15 protein-coding genes are annotated in these 16,353 nt (G+C 69.1%); 4 read left to right on the forward strand and 11 right to left on the reverse strand.

The features are described 5' to 3' along the window. The first annotated feature begins 11 nt into the window (after positions 1 to 11). Positions 12 to 440 carry a hypothetical protein gene (locus MAY35_RS13415; RefSeq protein ID WP_238421783.1) on the forward strand — a complete coding sequence of 143 codons (429 nt, stop codon included), beginning with the start codon at positions 12 to 14 and terminating at the stop codon, positions 438 to 440. A gap of 26 nt (positions 441 to 466) precedes the next feature. On the opposite strand, the gene MAY35_RS13420 is transcribed toward MAY35_RS13415, so the two are convergent. The 6 genes from MAY35_RS13420 to glp form a co-directional block, all read right to left on the reverse strand. Then, positions 467 to 1,297 (reverse strand): universal stress protein, encoded by an 831-nt coding sequence (locus MAY35_RS13420; RefSeq protein WP_238421784.1) that lies wholly within the window; start codon positions 1,295 to 1,297, stop codon positions 467 to 469. Continuing rightward, positions 1,294 to 2,970, reverse strand: coding sequence for an MDR family MFS transporter (locus MAY35_RS13425; protein WP_238421785.1), 1,677 nt, complete (start codon positions 2,968 to 2,970; stop codon positions 1,294 to 1,296). Before MAY35_RS13425 ends, MAY35_RS13420 begins: the two co-directional genes overlap by 4 nt. A gap of 535 nt (positions 2,971 to 3,505) precedes the next feature. Continuing rightward, entirely contained in the window at positions 3,506 to 5,791 is a 2,286-nt protein-coding gene (locus MAY35_RS13430; RefSeq protein WP_238421786.1) for an AAA family ATPase, read from the reverse strand. Continuing rightward, a complete protein-coding gene (locus MAY35_RS13435; protein ID WP_238421787.1) occupies positions 5,788 to 6,915 on the reverse strand; it encodes a phosphatidylcholine/phosphatidylserine synthase in 1,128 nt (375 codons plus the stop codon). Before MAY35_RS13435 ends, MAY35_RS13430 begins: the two co-directional genes overlap by 4 nt. Positions 6,916 to 6,943: 28 nt before the next feature. Then, the gene (locus MAY35_RS13440; RefSeq protein ID WP_238421788.1) at positions 6,944 to 7,666 is read right to left on the reverse strand and encodes a phosphatidylserine decarboxylase; all 723 of its coding nucleotides are present in this window, start codon (positions 7,664 to 7,666) and stop codon (positions 6,944 to 6,946) included. A gap of 104 nt (positions 7,667 to 7,770) precedes the next feature. Further along, positions 7,771 to 9,012, reverse strand: coding sequence for a gephyrin-like molybdotransferase Glp (gene glp, locus MAY35_RS13445; RefSeq protein ID WP_238421789.1), 1,242 nt, complete (start codon positions 9,010 to 9,012; stop codon positions 7,771 to 7,773). Positions 9,013 to 9,112: 100 nt separating this feature from the next. Here glp and MAY35_RS13450 point away from each other — a divergent pair, with 100 nt between their 5' ends. Further along, positions 9,113 to 9,913 carry an HAD-IIA family hydrolase gene (locus MAY35_RS13450; protein WP_238421790.1) on the forward strand — a complete coding sequence of 267 codons (801 nt, stop codon included), beginning with the start codon at positions 9,113 to 9,115 and terminating at the stop codon, positions 9,911 to 9,913. Positions 9,914 to 9,965: 52 nt separating this feature from the next. Here the strand turns inward: MAY35_RS13450 and MAY35_RS13455 are convergent, their stop codons facing one another. From MAY35_RS13455 to MAY35_RS13470, 4 genes are all read right to left on the reverse strand, one after another. Next, complete coding sequence (locus tag MAY35_RS13455; protein ID WP_238421791.1) at positions 9,966 to 10,424, reverse strand: SRPBCC family protein; 459 nt, start codon at positions 10,422 to 10,424, stop codon at positions 9,966 to 9,968. Positions 10,425 to 10,524: 100 nt separating this feature from the next. Then, entirely contained in the window at positions 10,525 to 10,995 is a 471-nt protein-coding gene (locus MAY35_RS13460; protein WP_238421792.1) for a DUF350 domain-containing protein, read from the reverse strand. Positions 10,996 to 11,169: 174 nt separating this feature from the next. Further along, positions 11,170 to 12,282: an acyl-CoA dehydrogenase family protein gene (locus MAY35_RS13465; protein ID WP_238421793.1), complete on the reverse strand. Its 1,113-nt coding sequence runs from the start codon at positions 12,280 to 12,282 to the stop codon at positions 11,170 to 11,172. A gap of 43 nt (positions 12,283 to 12,325) precedes the next feature. Beyond that, positions 12,326 to 13,519: an acyl-CoA dehydrogenase family protein gene (locus MAY35_RS13470; RefSeq protein WP_238421794.1), complete on the reverse strand. Its 1,194-nt coding sequence runs from the start codon at positions 13,517 to 13,519 to the stop codon at positions 12,326 to 12,328. 230 nt (positions 13,520 to 13,749) lie between these two features. Between MAY35_RS13470 and MAY35_RS13475 the strand changes: the two genes are divergently transcribed. Beyond that, positions 13,750 to 14,376: a TetR/AcrR family transcriptional regulator gene (locus MAY35_RS13475; RefSeq protein WP_238421893.1), complete on the forward strand. Its 627-nt coding sequence runs from the start codon at positions 13,750 to 13,752 to the stop codon at positions 14,374 to 14,376. A gap of 20 nt (positions 14,377 to 14,396) precedes the next feature. Here the strand turns inward: MAY35_RS13475 and MAY35_RS13480 are convergent, their stop codons facing one another. Beyond that, entirely contained in the window at positions 14,397 to 15,650 is a 1,254-nt protein-coding gene (locus MAY35_RS13480) for an MFS transporter (protein ID WP_238421795.1), read from the reverse strand. 87 nt (positions 15,651 to 15,737) lie between these two features. Between MAY35_RS13480 and MAY35_RS13485 the strand changes: the two genes are divergently transcribed. Next, entirely contained in the window at positions 15,738 to 16,352 is a 615-nt protein-coding gene (locus MAY35_RS13485; RefSeq protein WP_238421796.1) for a TetR/AcrR family transcriptional regulator, read from the forward strand. Position 16,353: the final 1 nt, after the last annotated feature.

The following is a 16,353-nucleotide window of genomic DNA, read 5'->3' on the forward strand; positions in this document are numbered from 1 at the left end:
CCGTTGCCCGTATGTTCCGGTTCGACTGGCTCCGGCGTCCCGCCGTGATGATCGCTGCCGTCCTGCTGCTCGTCGGCCTCGTCGCCGGGTGCAGTGACGAGGAACACGCGGGGCCCGAGGGCGTTCCGCTTCCCTCCGACTTCCCGGTAACACAGGTGCCGCTCATCGACGGCCACGTGCTCTCGGCCAGTGGCAGCCGGGCGGACGGCTGGGAGGTCACCGTGCAGGGACCCGTCAACGCGGGCAACCAACTCGACGCCGCCACCGACACACTCACCGACGCCGGTTTCGCCGAGTCGCATCGTTCCACCGAAGGCGGACAGTCGGTCGTCGTGCTGTCGGCGACCAAGGACGGCACGACCTACTGGGTTCAGATCGGCGCGTCTCCGCAAGCGGCCGGCGGAGGGTCCTCGGTGTTCTATCTGGTGAACGTCGAATGAGCTGACCGGCTGACTCCTGACGGACGTCACCGGCCGCTGTGGTCGACGATCGCGATCGGGCAACGCGTGTGATGTTGCGCCGCGCGGGCCACCGACCCGGCCCAGGTCGCGAGACTTCCACCGGCTCGGGGTCGGGTGAAGACGAGCAACGATGCCTGCGGCACGGCGTCGGTGATCGCACGGGACGGGTTCCCGTTGACCAGCTGGAGTGTGGCGTGACACTCGGGGAAGCGCTCGCGCCACGGGGCGAGAACGGCCTCACTTCGAGCGAAGACCGCCTCGATCAGTGCCGGTTCGGCCGCATCCGGGATTGCGCTGATTACCGCGACGGAACTGTGCGTGGCCTGCGCGTATCGAAAGGCGGTGGCGAGCGCGAGATCCGATGGCGCGTCGGCGTCGATGGCCGCAACGACGGGCCCACCGGTCGCCAGGTTGCCGTAGGGGACGGTCACCACCGGGCACTGCGAGCGTGCCGACAGCGCCGAGCTGATGCTCCCCGTCGTGAGGCGTTCGATGAGGCCCGGCCGATGGTGGCCGAGAACCAGCAGGTCGACGTCGCGGGACAGTCTGGTGAGCAGGGGGATCGGGAACTCGTGCTCGACAAGAGTTCTGACGTCGATGTCGGGGTGGCCGGCCCGGAGGTCGTCGGCGAGCCTCGCGACGTGGGCGACCGCGGTGTCGCGGGTGGACGCGACGTCGAAGTCGAGTTCGAACTCGCTCAATGGCTGTAGTGCGGCGGCTGCGGCGAAACCGTGCACCAGCAGCAGACGGTCACCGACGCGCGCCGAGGCGGCCGCCCAGCGGGCGGCCGCCTCGGATTCGGGACTGAGATCAACCCCGGCCGCGATGGTGGTCATCGCGTGCTGGTGGGGTCGCCCGTTCGCGTCCGGTCGGCGGCGGCGACGGCATCAGCCGTTGCGTCGACACCGGGTGCGACGGCAACCGCGGCGGGCTCGACGACCTCCGTCGCCTGTGCGCGACGTTCTTCGTCACTGCTCATCGTCTTCAGCGCGACCTCCTTGATCAGGGTGATGGCGATGAAGCTCAGGGCCGCCATGACCGCCGCCACGAGGAAGATCCGTGCGGTGCCGTCACCATAGGCGCCCCGCACGATGGCCGCGATCGGAGCGGGCAGCTCGTTCAGGTTCGCGAGCCCGGCGTTGCCGCCGCCGGTCTGCCCGGAGCCGATGCCGAGTGCGCCGAGGGCCTTGGCGATGAGGTCGGTGACGTGGTTGGACAGGACCGCTCCCAGGACCGACACGCCGGCCGCACCGCCGAGTGAACGGAAGAACGTGACCGTCGATGTCGCCGCACCCAGGATGTCCGGGGTGACGTTGTTCTGGACCGCGAGGACCAGGTTCTGCATCGTCATGCCCATACCGCAGCCGAGGACGAACAGGTAGACGCCGACCAGGGCCATGTCGGTGTGCGCGTCGATGGTCGACAGCAGGCCGAAGCCGATGGTCATCATCGCGGCACCGGCGACGAGGAATCGCTTCCAGCGTCCGTAGCGGGTGATGAGGTTGCCCGAGATGGTCGCCGAGATCATCGACCCGATGACCATCGGCAGGGTGAGCAGACCCGCCGCGGTGGGCGAGTAACCACGTGCGATCTGGAAGTACTGGCCGAGGAACACGGCGCCGCCGAAGAGGGCGACACCGACGCCGACGCTGGCGAGCGTGGCCAGTGTGGTGGTGCGGTCCCGGAAGATGTGCAGCGGGATGATCGGGCTGGACACCTTCGACTCCACGTAGACCGCCACGAGCAGCAGCACGACGCCGAGCGCGACGAGTCCGTACGAGGTCGGCGACGCCCAGGCGAAGTTCTTGCCGGCCAGGGTGACCCAGATCAGCAGGGTGCTGACGCCGGAGGCGATCAGCAGCGCGCCGCCGTAGTCGATGCTGACCTTGTTGCGGACGACCGGGACGTTCAGGGTGCGCTGGATGACGAGCAGCGCGATGATCGCGAGCGGGACGCAGACATAGAAGGTCCAGCGCCAGCCGAGCCAACTGGTGTCGACGATCACGCCGCCGATGAGCGGGCCGGCCACGGTCGCGACCGACATGACGGCGGCCATCGGACCCTGGTAGCGGCCGCGTTCACGCGGGCTGAACATCGTCGCGACGACGATGACGACCAGTGCCTGCAGGCCGCCGAGGCCCAGACCCTGGATCACGCGGAACCCGATCAGCATGTCGACCGAGGTGGACAGTCCGGCGAGTACCGAACCCAGCGTGAACAGGACAAGTGCGCCCTGGACCAGCAGCTTCTTGCTGACGATGTCGGCGAACTTGCCCCAGATCGGCGTCGTGGCGGTCGAGGCCAGCAGGGTGGCGACGACGACCCAGGTGTACTGGTCCTGCGTGCCGTGCAGGTCGGTGATGATCGTGGGAAGAGCGTTGGACACCACGGTCGAGGACAGGAATGCGACGAACATGCCCAGAAGGAGGCCGACGAGGGCCTCGATCTTCTGGCGATGTGTCATCGGTACGTCTTTGACCGGCGCCACCGCTGAAGCGGGTGCACTCATATGAAGAAACCTCCGAGAAAGAAAGCTGCCCGCGACGACAGGGGACGGGCGGGCTGCGAATCGGCGCGCACGGTGGCACACACGATTGGTTGATTGATGCAACTATAAAGCGTGATGGTTGCAACCAACAACTATCTGAGGTTATTCCGGGTGTGTTCCTGGACTCATCGGCTCATCGGTGACCCGGCCGGTTCCGTCGACCGGGCGGCTGATCTCGTCGACCGGGTAGGCAAATCCGTCGACTGTGCGTCCGAATCCGTCGACTGGGTGGGGAAATCCGTCGACCGGGTGGGGAAACCCATCGACTGTGCGTCGTTTCTCGTCGACTGGCCCGATCTGACGTGGCACCGGCCTCGTGGGCCCGACTTCGAAGTTGCCGCCTGCATCAGTTGTGCACGGTCGACGGGAACTGATGCACGGTCGACGAGAATCGGTACCCGGTCGACGGGAACTGATGCACGGTCGACGAGAAACGACGCCCAGTCGACGAGATCTGATGCACAGTCGACGGGAATCGACGCCCAGTCGACCCCGCTCAGTCCAGACGCCGCTCGGCGTAGGCCTTCAGGTTCTCGACCTGCGCGGGGTCGAGCGACGGTCGGACCCGACTGCGGGCCTCGTCCACGTCGGCGGCGGTGACGGCCGCGGCGTCGATGTCGCGACGCATCGCCGACAACGCGGCTTCGCGCAGCAGCGCCGAGCAGTCGGCCGCCGAATACCCGTCGAGATCCGCGGCGAGCTCGTCGAGGTCGACGCCGTCGAGCGGCACGTCGCGGCCGGTGGCGCGCAGGATGTCGCCACGCGCGGCGGCGTCGGGCGGCGGCACGAAGACGAGGCGTTCGAGTCGTCCCGGCCGCAGCAGCGCCGGGTCGATCAGGTCTGGACGGTTGGTGGCACCGAGCACCACGACGTCCTGCAGCGGCTCGACACCGTCGAGTTCGGTGAGCAGCGATGCGACGACGCGGTCGCCGACGCCGGAATCGGTGGACTGGCCGCGCCGAGGGGCCAGCGCGTCGACCTCGTCGAGGAAGATCAACGACGGCGCCGACTCGCGGGCTCGGGCGAACAGGTCACGGACCGCCTTCTCCGACGACCCGACCCACTTGTCCATCAACTCCGCGCCCTTGACGGTGTGCACCGACAACTGGCCCGACGCCGCGAGTGCTCGCACCACGAACGTCTTGCCGCACCCGGGTGGGCCGAACAGCAGAACCCCACGCGGCGGGGCGACGCCCAATCGCGCGAAGGTGTCCGGATGCTGGAGCGGCCACAGGACGGCCTCGGTCAGCGCCTGTTTCGTCTCGACCATGTCCCCGACGTCGGCCAGGGTGATCGAACCGAGCGCGACCTCGGGGGAGTCGGATCGCGACACCGGCCGGATGACGTCGAGGGCCCCGACGAGATCGTCGGTGCGCAGTGCGGGCGAGGACTTCTCGCTGCTGGCGCGGGTGGCTGCGCGCAGTGCCGCTTCACGTGCGAGCGCGGCCAGGTCACCGGCGACGAAACCGGGCGTGCGCGCCGAGACCGCGGTCAGGTCGAGGTCACCCTCGGTGGGCACGTCGGACAGGATCGCCGACAGCAGCCGGCCGCGCGTCGCCGCGTCGGGCAGACCGATCACGAGCTCGCGATCGCACAGGGACGGATCACGCAGGCGCGCGTCGAGCCGGACGGGCTCGGCGGTCGTGGCGATGAGCGCGATCCGCCCGTCGGCGATGCCGGACCGCAGTTCGTCCAGGATGAGAGCCGACACCGGTTCGGGCTCCGACGGGAGCAGCGCGTCGATGTCGGTGATCAGCAGGACGCCGCCGCCGGACCGTGCGCGGGCCACGGCATCGGTGACCAGTCGCAGGCGGGCGTTGGCCTCGGTCGCGCCGGCCGTGGGGCCGTCGACGGTCACCAGCGTCCGGTGCGCGCACACCGACCGCACCAGGGTGGCCTTGCCGCCGCCCGCGGGTCCGGTGACCAGGACACCGAGCCGCGGGGTGGCGCCGAGTGTGCGGAGGACGTCGGGCTCGTCGAGCGTGATCGTCAGCCATTCGGTCAGCTTGGTGATCTGCGAGTCGACACCGACCAGCTCCGACACCGGGCGGACGGGCACGTCGGGTTCACGGGCCTGCGGCGGTGCGGCTGCCGTCGGCTGCCTGGGAGACTCGGTCTCCGCGACCATCCCGAGGGCGCCCGGGATGCGGGGTGTCGTCGGTCCGGCCCGGTCGACGAGTGGCGCCACCTCGCCCGACGACGTCGACCACAGCACCGCGGTGTTCGTCTGCACGCTGACCGGAGCCGACACCTGGCCGTTCACCGGCGGACCCGGCTCGACACCCGTGACGGTGAGCAGTTCGGTGGTCCACGTGATGCCCACCGAGCGGGCCAGTGCGCGCGTCGCCTCGGTGGCCGCCAGCTCGGGTCCGAGGTCGCGGGGGAGCAGCGAGACCGCGTCACCCACCGAGAGCACCTTCCCGAGCAGTGCCCGGCGCAGCGTCGACTCGGTGATCGACTGGGTGGCCAGCACCGAACCACTCACCACCACACGGCTCGCGCCCTGTACGACGACCGGGGCGAGTACGACCGCCGAGTTCTCGCGGACACCGGCGTTGGAGAACGCGATCTCGTCGAGGAGCACGACGCCGGTGGGCGCAGACGCCTCGGTGGCCGCGACGACCGCGGCGGTGACGCGCGCGCCGGTGATCGACACCGCGTCCCACTCGCGTAGGGACAGCGCCGTCAACACCTCGGGGTGCACCCGGATGATGCCGCGCCGTGCCTCTGCCGCGGACGGATTGAGTCGTGCCGTCAGGGTGAGAGAGGCCGGTGTGGTCATTCGGGCTCGCTTTCGGTCGGACGCGGCCCCACGGTGGTCGTCCCCGTCGTGGCTGTCCCGGTGGTGGCTGTCCCGGTGGTGGCCGTCTCGGTCGTACCGGTCCCGGGAGCGGCGACCACGGGCGCCGGTCCCGTCGGACGGTTCAGGCCCAGTCGGCCGAGCGAGTTGAGCACCGGCCGGCGACGCCGACCGTTCGGCGACGAGGTTCGCAGCGCACGTCGTTGCGCCCGCCGGACCGCGGGCTTGTCGTCCCAGTGCTCGGGACGCGACGCCACCCACCGCCGGGCGCGCCATGCGAACGGGATGTGCAGCGCGTATCCCGCGATCATGATCATCATCAGCACGTACGGGAACGTGACCAGCAGCGCCGCGGCCGCGGCCACGAGCACCAGCAGGCCCGCGACGGCACGGGCCGGGATCGACACCGTCTTCAACGACGAGGTCGGGATGCGGCTGACCGCCAGGAACGCCACGACGACCAGCCAGCCCCCGACGACGGGCAGCGACGTCCACCATCCCTCACCGAACTGTTGTTCCAGCCCGATCGGCAGCAGCACGACGATCGCGGCGGCCGGCGCCGGGACCCCGACGAAGAAGTCCCGGGTGTAGGCGGGGGCCTCGTCGTCGTCGAGCAGGGTGTTGAAGCGGGCCAGCCGCAGCACGACCGCGCAACAGTAGACGAGTGCCAGCACCCAGCCGAGGTCTTGGCCGTCGAGCAGGTGGAAGTAGATGATCATCGCCGGGACGACCCCGAAGTTGATCGCGTCGGCGAGGGAGTCGATCTCCGCGCCGATGCGGCTCGTCGCGCCCATCATCCGCGCCACGCGACCGTCGATGCCGTCGAGGAAGGCCGCCGCGACCACGAGTCCCATCGCGGCGTTGATGTCGCCGTTGGTGGCAGCACGCATCGCGGTGAGTCCGGCGCAGATCGCGAGGATCGTCAACGACGACGGGATGACGATGCGGCTCGCCTGCGCCTGTCGACGCAGCCGGCGGCGTTCGGGCGGTGGCTGCGGAACGGTGTGCGTGGACTTCGCGTGCCGTCTGGCGGATCGGGCGGTCGGGGTGCGGGAGGTCCGCGAGCCCGATCGGCGCCCACTGGGTTTCGGGCCGGACGAGTTCATCTCGGTCGGGTTCACCGGGCGGCTCGGGTCACTGGTCCAGGTACGCGAACGGGGTCTCGCCACCGACCGCGCGCTGGCCGACCGAGACACGAGGGCGGGTCCCTGCGGGGAAGTAGACGTCCACGCGCGAGCCGAACCGGATGAGACCGTAGGTGTCCCCGATCCGGAGGGTGTCCCCGACCTGCGGCTCGCACACGATGCGTCGGGCGATGAGGCCGGCGATCTGGACGACGGCGAGCTCGGGGCCTCCGGGGCCGCTCGTCCGGATGGTCATCGTCGTGCGTTCGTTGTCCCGGCTCGCCTCGGGGAGGTCGGCCGAGACGAACGCGCCCGGCGTGTGGGTCACGGTGGTGACCGTGCCGGCGATCGGCACCCGCTGCACGTGGACGTCGAAGATCGACAGGAAGGTCGAGACCCGGGGCAGCGGCTCGGTGCCGAGCCCGGACTCGGCGGGCGGCACCGCCTCGTCGACCAGGGCGATGGTCCCGTCGGCGGGTGCGACGACCACGCCGGGCTCGCTCGGGGTGACGCGGGCCGGATGCCGGAAGAAGGCGGCACATGCACCGGCGGTCAGCAGAGCGGGCCGGGAGATCCAGCGATGCCGCCGGCCGAGCAGGGCCACGGCCGCCGGTGCGGCGACGAACGGCACCCCGGCGGGATGGATCGGCGGGACGGTTTCACGGGCCAGATCGAGAAAATGGGCGACACGACCGATGTCGCCGTTGCCGTCCGGACGCGGACGTCGGGCCACGATCAACCTCCTCTGGCCTGTCACCAGGCCGATTCCGATGGGGGCACCTCATCGCCGGGTGCACTGGCGTCCACTCTAGAGCGCCGCGTCCGGGCACCCGTTCGTCAGCGCAGGAGCAGGACGTCCACCGACGATCCCGCGGCGACCTCGTCGACGTCGGCGGGCACGTCGATGAGGGCGTCCGCCTCGGCCAGATAGCGCAGGTGGTGCGAGGCGGGTGGGCCGATCGGGTCCACCACCATGTCCGCGGCGGGTTCGCCGTCGTCCAGGACGCCGCGGAGGAACTGGCGTTTGCCCCGAGGCGACCGGATGTCGGCGCCGAGGCGCGCCGAGACCCGACGACGGTGCGGCGGCAACCCCATGGCGCCGCGCAGGGCCGGTCGGATGAACACCTCGAACGACACGAGTGCGCTCACGGGGTTGCCCGGGAGGGTGATGATCGGCACCTGCGCGCCGCCTGCGGAACCGTAGAGTCCGCAGCCCTGCGGCATCCCGGGCTGCATGGCCACTTTCACGAACTCGACGGTCCCCGTCGCCGACAACGCGTCCTTGACCACCTCGAAGGCGCCGGCGCTGACCCCGCCGGAGGTGATGATCAGATCGGCGGAGTCGGCGACCTCGTCCAGTCGGGTCGTGAAGTCCGCGGTGTTGTCCGGCACGAAGTGCAGGTGGCGCCCGGTCGCGCCCGCCTCGATGACGGCCGCGGTCAGCATGGCCCCGTTGGACTCGTAGATCTGGCCGTGGCGCAACGCATTACCGGGCTCGATGAGCTCGGACCCGGTGGAGAGCACCACCACGCGCAGCGGGCGGGCGACGGTCACCTCGGCGATGCCGAGCGCGGACAGCAGACCGATCTGGGGTGCGCCGATCACCGTCCCCGCGGGGAGTGCGCGGGTGCCGCGCTCGATGTCGGAGCCCGCGCGCCGGATGTGTTTGCCTGCGTCGACGGGCCCGGTGAAGGTGACCGTCGCCGCGGCGGCAACCGGTCCGACGGCCGCGTCGGTGAGTTCGACGGGCACCACCGCGTCGGCGCCGGAGGGCAACGGTGCGCCGGTCATGATGCGGTGCGCGGTACCCGGCTCGAGTTCGAGGTCGTCGGTGCGGCCGGCCGGGATGTCGGCGCCGACGGGCAGGACGACGGGATGGTCGGCGGTGGCGCCCGCGAGATCGATCGCGCGCACCGCGAATCCGTCCATCGCCGAATTGTCGAAGCCGGGCAGGGACAGGGGGGCGTCGATGTCGGACGACGTCGCCAACCCCATGGCGTCGGGGACCTTCATCAGCACGGGTTCGGGTGCGCCGAACAGCGCCGCGACGACGCCTTGATGCTCTACGACGGTACGCATGCGCACAGCATGCCAGGTGTCGTCGGGAGTGTTCCCGACGTCGGGGTTCTGCGCGAGGCCTGTTCTGCGACGCCGCATCTGCGGGACTACATTCGTGCGCATGGCACTGGGTCTGCTGTTCGACATCGACGGGGTGATGGTCACCTCGTGGAAGGCGCTGCCCGGTGCGGTGGAGGCGATCACGGAGCTCGCCGATCGCGGCATCCCGCGGATGTTCTTGACCAACACGACGTCCCGGTCGCGCGGCGACATCGCGAAGGCCCTCGAGGAGTGCGGCTTCGAGGTCGATCCGGACGAGATCCTGTCCGCGGCCAAGCTGACCGCGGAGTTCGTCGCCTCGACCTACCCGGGCAAACGGGTCTGGGTGCTCAACGAAGGCCCCATCGCCGAGGACATGACCGGCGTCGAACTCACCGACGACCCGTCGACGGCCGACGTCGTCGTGCTCGGCGGTGCGGGCGAGGTGTTCACGCATTCGACGCTGTCGACGGTGCTGCAGATGCTCCTCGACGGGGTGCCGGTGATCGCGATGCACCGGTCGATGACGTGGTCGACCGAGCGCGGCCTGTGCATCGACACCGGCGTGTACCTCGAGGGGCTCGAAAAGGCTTCGGGCACAAAGATCAAGGCCGTCGGCAAGCCGTCACCGGTCGGTTTCCGCGCCGCCACCGACATTCTCGGACTCGAGCCCACCCAGGTCGTGATGGTCGGCGACGACATGCACAACGATGTCCTCGGCGCGCAGGCGGCCGCGCTGGTCGGGGTGCTGGTGCGCACCGGCAAGTTCCGTGAGGAGGCGCTGCGAGCCCTGCAGCGTGACGAGTTCGGGCCCTACCCCGACCACGTCATCGACTCGGTGGCCGACCTCCCCGAGCTCATCGACAAGCTCGCCGGAGCCTGACCCCCCGCCCCCTGAGGAGCGAGGAGCGCAAGCGACGAGCGTCGTGGAAGGGTCAGTTGGACTCGGCGGCGCGCTTGATCTTGCCGAGAGTCTCGGCCATGCCGAGCTTCAGCTCCGCCTCGAACGAGTCGGCACCGCCGAACAGCTTGTCCACGAGCACCGAGGAGACCTTGGTGGTCGACCCGTTGACCTCACGGCGCTCGGTGACCGTGACGCCGGCGTCCTTCGGGGTGATGGTGTAGCTCCACACGGTGTGGTTTTCCGCGACCCGGAAACCGAGTTCCTGGTTGGGGGTGAAGCGCACGACCTTGGAGGTGGTCGGCCACACCAGCGGGCCCCGGCGGTTGATGTTGATGGTCTTGGTCCCCAACCCGACGGTGCCGCCGCGGATGATCATCTTCTTGCACTGGGGGCTCCACTCGCCCATGCGCTTGAGATCGGAGATCACCGACCACACCTGCTCGGGCGTGGCGTCGATGTCGATGGATTCCTCGATGAGTGCTGCGGTCATGGTCGCCAACCCTATGGGCTTGTTGGCCGAGGGTCAATAAGCAGGTTCGGCCACTCGCGTCAACCCGGAAAGGGCGTGGACCAGCGGCGTCACGCCGAATTCAGACCAGCAGGGTCATTCCGATGATGGCGCCCACGGTCACGAAGACCGCGGCCGTGATCCACCCCGCGGGGTGTTCGTCGGCAGCCCCACGGCCGGCCGGATCGGCGTCGTCGCGCGGCGGCCCGTCGAACAGCAGCGTGCCGAGCTTGCCCGGCGTGAGCCAGTCGATCAGCACGAACGACCACATCATCACCGCGATCGTGAGCACCGTGTAGGCCGCTGTGTAGAGGAGTGCGCGCCACAGCTCCAGGAGCTCGGTGTCGATGACCGAACAGACCAGCACGATCGCGACGCCGAGGACCATCGAGGTGGTGAGCAGCACCGCGTTGCGGTTGTGTTCGATCCACACCAGCTGCCGCAACCGGCCTGGTGTCACCAGGTCGAGCGCCGCGAATCCGACGACGAGCAAGGCGATCCCGACGAGGCTGAACGACGCCCCCGCGGCAAGGTTGTCCCGCAACAGTTCCATCCGGTTCCTCTCGCTTCACGACCCCGACAATGTCATCCCGCGGGCTGCCGCCCGACAACGACTTCAGCGAAGGTCCGCACGCTCACAGGAGCGGCAGGACCTTCGCTGAAGGACAGTAGCCGGGGCGGAGCCCCACAGCACCCCCCCGGCGGATGTCCGGAGGAGATCGGGGTGTCAGCCGACGCTGAGCATGTCGTAGGTGTCGACGTTCTCCGCCAGGCGCGTCACATGATCCGACGCGTCGCCGAGCGTGTGGCTGATCGCGGTCAGGCGGCTCACATAGTGCGCGATCGGGTACTCGGCGGTCATGCCGATGCCGCCGTGCATCTGGATCGCTTCCTGGCCGACCAGACGCGCGGACCGGCAGATCTGCAGCTTTGCCCGCGACGCGATGATCGGGTCGGCGATGCCGTCGGCCAGCGCCGAGGTCGCGTACAGACTCAGGCTGCGCGCCAGTTCGAGCTGGACATACATGTCGGCGGCACGGTGGGTGAGCGCCTGGAACGACGAGAGGGTGACGCCGAACTGCTTGCGCGACTTGAGGTAGTCGACGGTGAGGTCGAGGCTGCGCTCCATCGCGCCGACGGCCTCGGCACACAGCGCCGTCTGGATGCCGACCTCCGCGTCGGCGATCGTCTGCGAGGCGTCCCCGTCGCCGAGACGCGTGGCCTTGGCGTCGGTGAACTCGATCTGCGCGCCGCGCCGGCGATCGTGGGTCCGGTACGGGGTGCGGGTGACGCCCTCGGCGTCGGCGTCGATGAGGTAGAGGCCGACACCCTTGTCGTCGCGCGCCGACACGATCAGCTTGGCTGCGCAATCACCGTGTCCGACAAGGCTCTTGGTGCCGTTCAGGGCGCCGTCGGCCGATGCGGTGGTCTCCACCCGGGCCTCCGGCCACCGGTCGCCGGGCTCGGTGTGGGCGAAGGCCATGAGGAGTTCGCCGGATGCCAGCGCGGTGCGCAGCTCGGTGCGGGTCGCGTCGTCGGCGAGGCCGAGGAGCGAGCCGGGGACGAGGACCGAGTCGAGGTAGGGCTCCGGAGCCAGTGCGCGGCCGAGTTCGGTCATGACACTGGTGAATTCGACGGGGCCGGCATCCATGCCGCCCTCGTTCTCCGGGAAGGTGAGGCCGAGGATGCCGATCTCGGCCAGCGACTTCCACACCTTCTCGCTCCAGCCGAGGTCGGTGTCGGTGACCTTGCGCAGCGTCTCGACGTCGTAGGTCTTGGTGAGGACTTCGCGAACGGTGTCGCGCAGCATCCCCTGCTCTTCGGAAAGCTCGAAATCCATGGTGTTCCTTAGGTGAAGGTCGGAAAAGAGTCGTGGCCGGGGCTCAGAGGCCCAGGACGGCCTTGTCGATGATCTGGCGCTGCACTTCCGACGAGCCGCCGTAGATCGTGACCTTGCGGTAGTTGAGGTAGGTCGGGGACGCGAGCTGGGCCCACTCGGGTGCGCTCACCTCGGCGCTGCCGTTCGGCGCCGACGCGTCGAGCTGTGCCACCGGAAGCGAGTCGGGGCCGGCGATGTCGGCGATCAGCTCCATCGCGGCCTGCTGCAGCTGGCTACCGGTCAGCTTCAGCAGCGACGACGCGGGGTTCGGCTTGCCGTCGGCCGACGACGCGGCGACGCGCAGCTGGGTCAGCTCGAGCGCGAGCAGTTCGTTCTCGACCTCGGCCAGACGCGCGGCGAACAGCGGGTCGTCGAGCAGCGTGCCCTTGGCGGTCCGGGTCTGCTTGGCGAGTTCCTTGGCGCGCGCGAGCTTGGCCTTGGTGTAGCCGACCCGGGCGATGCCATTGCGCTCGTTGCCGAGCAGGAACTTGGCCTGCGTCCAGCCGCTGTTCTCCTCGCCGACCATGTTCTCCACGGGGACGCGGACGTCGTTGAAGAAGACCTCGTTGACCTCGTAGCTGCCGTCGATGAGCTGGATCGGGCGGATCTCGACGCCCGGGGTGTCCATCGGGAACAGGAACATGCTGATGCCGGCCTGCTTCTTCACGTCCGGGTTGGTGCGCGCGAGACAGAAGATCCAGTCCGCGAACTGGCCGAGCGTGGTCCAGGTCTTCTGGCCGTTGATCACGTAGTGGTCGCCGTCGCGGACCGCGCGGGTCTTGAGCGAGGCGAGGTCGGAGCCGGCCTCGGGCTCGGAGAAGCCCTGGCACCACCAGATGTCGAGGTTGGCGGTCTTGGCGAGAAAGCGTTCCTTCATCTCGTCGGACCCGAACTGTGCGATGACCGGACCGATCATGCCGACGTTGAAGGGGAGCATGTCGGGGACGAACGCGAGGCTCATCTCCTCGCGGTAGATGTGGTGCTGGATCGGGGTCCAGTCCTTGCCGCCGTACTCCGCGGGCCAGCTCGGCGTCGCCACGCCGTGCTCGTTGAGGATGCGGGTGGTCGTGACGAGGTCCTCGGGGTAGTTGAGCTTGCCCTCCTCGCACCGCTTGCGGACGTCTTCGGGAACCTTGGCGAAGATGCCGCGCAACTCCTCGCGGAAGGCCTCTTCTTCAGGACTGAATTTCAGCTGCATGAGTTCTTCTCTACTCCTGTCGAGGATGTCCGTGTCCGGGCGGTGGTGCCCGACGAGGGCCTCTGCCGAGGCGCTCCTGCTGGGAAAACCCGGCCGATCCCATCAATGACTAAGCGCTTGCTTAGTGGTAGGTTGCATGATGCCGCGCCGGCCGGATGCTGTCAATCGCCGCCGTCGGCTCGGGCCTGGTGCCCGATCTCGACTCCGCTTCCGACTTCGACCGACAGGGGATGAACGTGGTCCCGTCCGCCGACCCGGCACCCGAGGTGCGGCCCGTGGCCGCCCGGTCCCGGCTGCTGCGTGCCGCCGTCGAGGCGTTCGCGGCCAAGGGCTTCAACGCGACCACCACGCGCGACATCGCCAACGGGGCGCAGATGAGTTCGGCTGCCGTCTACGTGCACTTCCGATCGAAGGAAGAGCTGCTCTTCGAGATCTCCGACGCCGGGCACCGCTCGATCCTCGCGACCATCGACGAAGCCGACGATCCCGCGGCACCGCCGAGCGAACGCCTTCGGGCCTGCGTTCACGCGTTCACCGCCCACCACGCCCGCGACCACGTGTGGGGTCGGGTGGTCAACTACGAACTCAATGCACTCGCCGCCGACCACCTCGACACCGTGATGTCGATGCGGCGGGAGATCACCCACCGCATCCGGGCGATCATCGACGCCGGCATCGCGCATGCGGAGTTCGATGTCGCGGACTCGCTCGCGACCACCAATGCCGTGCTGTCCATGGGGATCGACGTCGCGCGGTGGTATCGCGACGGGAGTTCACTCTCGCCCGAGGAGATGGGCGACTTCTACGCAGAGCTGGCCACCCGGATGGTCGGATGGCGACCGCCCGTCGCGGAGTGACTCGGCCCCTGCGGAGTGACTCAGCCCTTGCGCGCCGGTTCCGGTCGCGCCGGAGAGTCTCGAGCGGCATCACGGGCTGCTGACGTCGCCTTGCGACGCACAGTCACCGCAGATGCCGCCGCGATCATCACCATCGCGAGCACGTAGCCGACGTAGCCGATGATGGTGTCGCGCAAGCCGATGTGCGACACGACGATTCCGGCGATCACGGCCGGAACGCTGAACGCGAGGTAGCTCGCGACGAACACCGACGAGAAGACCTGGCCGCGCTGGGCGGGTGGGGTCGCGGCGGTGATGTTGTCCATCGCGGAGAGGAAGGTGGCGGCCCAGCCCGAGCCGGCCACGATCGAACCGACGATGTACAGGGGCAATGATTCCGACAGGACCCCGGCCAGTGAGACCACCACGCCGGCGGCGAGGGCGGGAAAACCGTACGCCGCCTTGACCGTCGACGAGCGATCGGTGACGAACAGGGACGTGACCGCCGCGCAGGCGAAGAAGACGAACAGGATGACGCCCGCCGCGCCGTGATTCTCCACGCCGAAGACGCGGGAGACCACCGACGAACCGAGGGAGAGATACAGGCCGCCGAGGGACCACGTGGCGACAAGCGTGGGGACGGAAGCGAGGAACACCGTGCGGACCTCGCGGGGCACGCGCACCTGCGGCGCGAGCGTGCCCGCCAAGTGTCGTCGGGAGTCGAAACCGACCCGCTCGCGGGTCTCCGGGACGACGAGCAGGGCGATCAGCAGTGCGGCGAACAGGCCGAGAATGATCTCGTAGATCAGGACGCGGGGTGCGGGTGCGTACTCCACGAGCACACCGGCCACGGCGACGCCGCTCGCCAAGCCGATCGCCGGGGCAGCGCCGACGATCGTCGATCCGGTACGGGCCGAGGGCTGCAGATCGACCGTCGTCGCGGTCAGGGTGCCCATCGCCGCCCCGGTGGCCAGGCCTTGCAGGGCGCGCGCGGCGAGCAGGGTGCCGACATCCTGGGCGACGACGAACAGCACCATGCTCGCGATGAGCAGGACGAGCGCAACGGCGAGGACGGGCCGCCGCCCGACATGATCGGAGAGGGACCCGACGGTGAGGAGGCTCACCAGCATGGTCACCACGTACACCGCGAACACGAGCGTCAGCGTGAGCGCGGAGAATCCCCAGAGTTCCTGGTAGACGGGGTACAGCGGCGAGGGTGCCGCGGAGGCGAACAGGACCATCATGTAGGTCGCCGCGATCAGCCAGAACGCGCGATGAGGATGCAGTGGCGCCACGAGGTCTCCTTAAAGCAAACAGAGTTGCATTCAGAAAGTAGCCCGGACCGTCTCCCAAAAGCAATCAGCTTTGCAATAATGGCTGTCATGACGACGGCCCGCACCCCCGACAAGCTGACATCTGGTGGCCCCGCCGCGCCGGCCCGGCGCCCCGGCGGTCGTAGCGCGCGTGTGCAATCGGCGGTCTACACGGCAGTGGGACAGCTCGTCGGCGCGGGGAGTCGCGAGACGATGACGATCCCGGAGGTCGCCGAACTCGCCGGCGTCAACCCCACCAGCATCTACCGGCGCTGGGGGACGATCGACACGCTGCTCGGTGAGGTCGCGGTCGCGGCGTTGACGCAAGGGGAACCCCTCCCCGACACCGGGACGCTCGTCGACGATCTGTCCGAATGGGCCCAGATCATCGCGGCCGACATCGGCCGGCCCAAGCGCCGCGCCTACCTGCGGGCGATGGTGGCCGCACGCGACGAGCTCGTCGACGTCTGCCCGTGCTGGGAGATCCGTCGTGAGCAGGCCGAGCAGATGATCGCGCGGGCGCGCGGCCGCGAAGAGTCGACGCCGTCGGTGCGTCAGGTCCTCGACCACGTGATCGCGCCGCTGTACCACCACGCGGTCTTCGGACTCCCGATCGACGATGATCACGTCTCCGCCCTGATCGCCGACGTCCTGTCGATGTCGGGAGGCGACCCGAGACGATAGG

It is taken from the genome of Gordonia sp. 'Campus' (genome assembly GCF_022206305.1).
Lineage (GTDB): Bacteria > Actinomycetota > Actinomycetes > Mycobacteriales > Mycobacteriaceae > Gordonia.

What these genes read in the sequence shown, in the direction of transcription:
- MAY35_RS13475 (WP_238421893.1), top strand. Translation starts at nt 13,750, where the DNA reads ATGAACGTGGTCCCGTCCGCCGACCCGGCACCCGAGGTGCGGCCCGTG.
- MAY35_RS13465 (WP_238421793.1), bottom strand. Translation starts at nt 12,282, where the DNA reads ATGGATTTCGAGCTTTCCGAAGAGCAGGGGATGCTGCGCGACACCGTT.
- MAY35_RS13425 (WP_238421785.1), bottom strand. Translation starts at nt 2,970, where the DNA reads ATGAGTGCACCCGCTTCAGCGGTGGCGCCGGTCAAAGACGTACCGATG.
- MAY35_RS13460 (WP_238421792.1), bottom strand. Translation starts at nt 10,995, where the DNA reads ATGGAACTGTTGCGGGACAACCTTGCCGCGGGGGCGTCGTTCAGCCTC.
- MAY35_RS13435 (WP_238421787.1), bottom strand. Translation starts at nt 6,915, where the DNA reads ATGAACTCGTCCGGCCCGAAACCCAGTGGGCGCCGATCGGGCTCGCGG.
- glp (WP_238421789.1), bottom strand. Translation starts at nt 9,012, where the DNA reads ATGCGTACCGTCGTAGAGCATCAAGGCGTCGTCGCGGCGCTGTTCGGC.
- MAY35_RS13485 (WP_238421796.1), top strand. Translation starts at nt 15,738, where the DNA reads ATGACGACGGCCCGCACCCCCGACAAGCTGACATCTGGTGGCCCCGCC.
- MAY35_RS13470 (WP_238421794.1), bottom strand. Translation starts at nt 13,519, where the DNA reads ATGCAGCTGAAATTCAGTCCTGAAGAAGAGGCCTTCCGCGAGGAGTTG.
- MAY35_RS13430 (WP_238421786.1), bottom strand. Translation starts at nt 5,791, where the DNA reads ATGACCACACCGGCCTCTCTCACCCTGACGGCACGACTCAATCCGTCC.
- MAY35_RS13455 (WP_238421791.1), bottom strand. Translation starts at nt 10,424, where the DNA reads ATGACCGCAGCACTCATCGAGGAATCCATCGACATCGACGCCACGCCC.
- MAY35_RS13450 (WP_238421790.1), top strand. Translation starts at nt 9,113, where the DNA reads ATGGCACTGGGTCTGCTGTTCGACATCGACGGGGTGATGGTCACCTCG.
- MAY35_RS13415 (WP_238421783.1), top strand. Translation starts at nt 12, where the DNA reads ATGTTCCGGTTCGACTGGCTCCGGCGTCCCGCCGTGATGATCGCTGCC.
- MAY35_RS13420 (WP_238421784.1), bottom strand. Translation starts at nt 1,297, where the DNA reads ATGACCACCATCGCGGCCGGGGTTGATCTCAGTCCCGAATCCGAGGCG.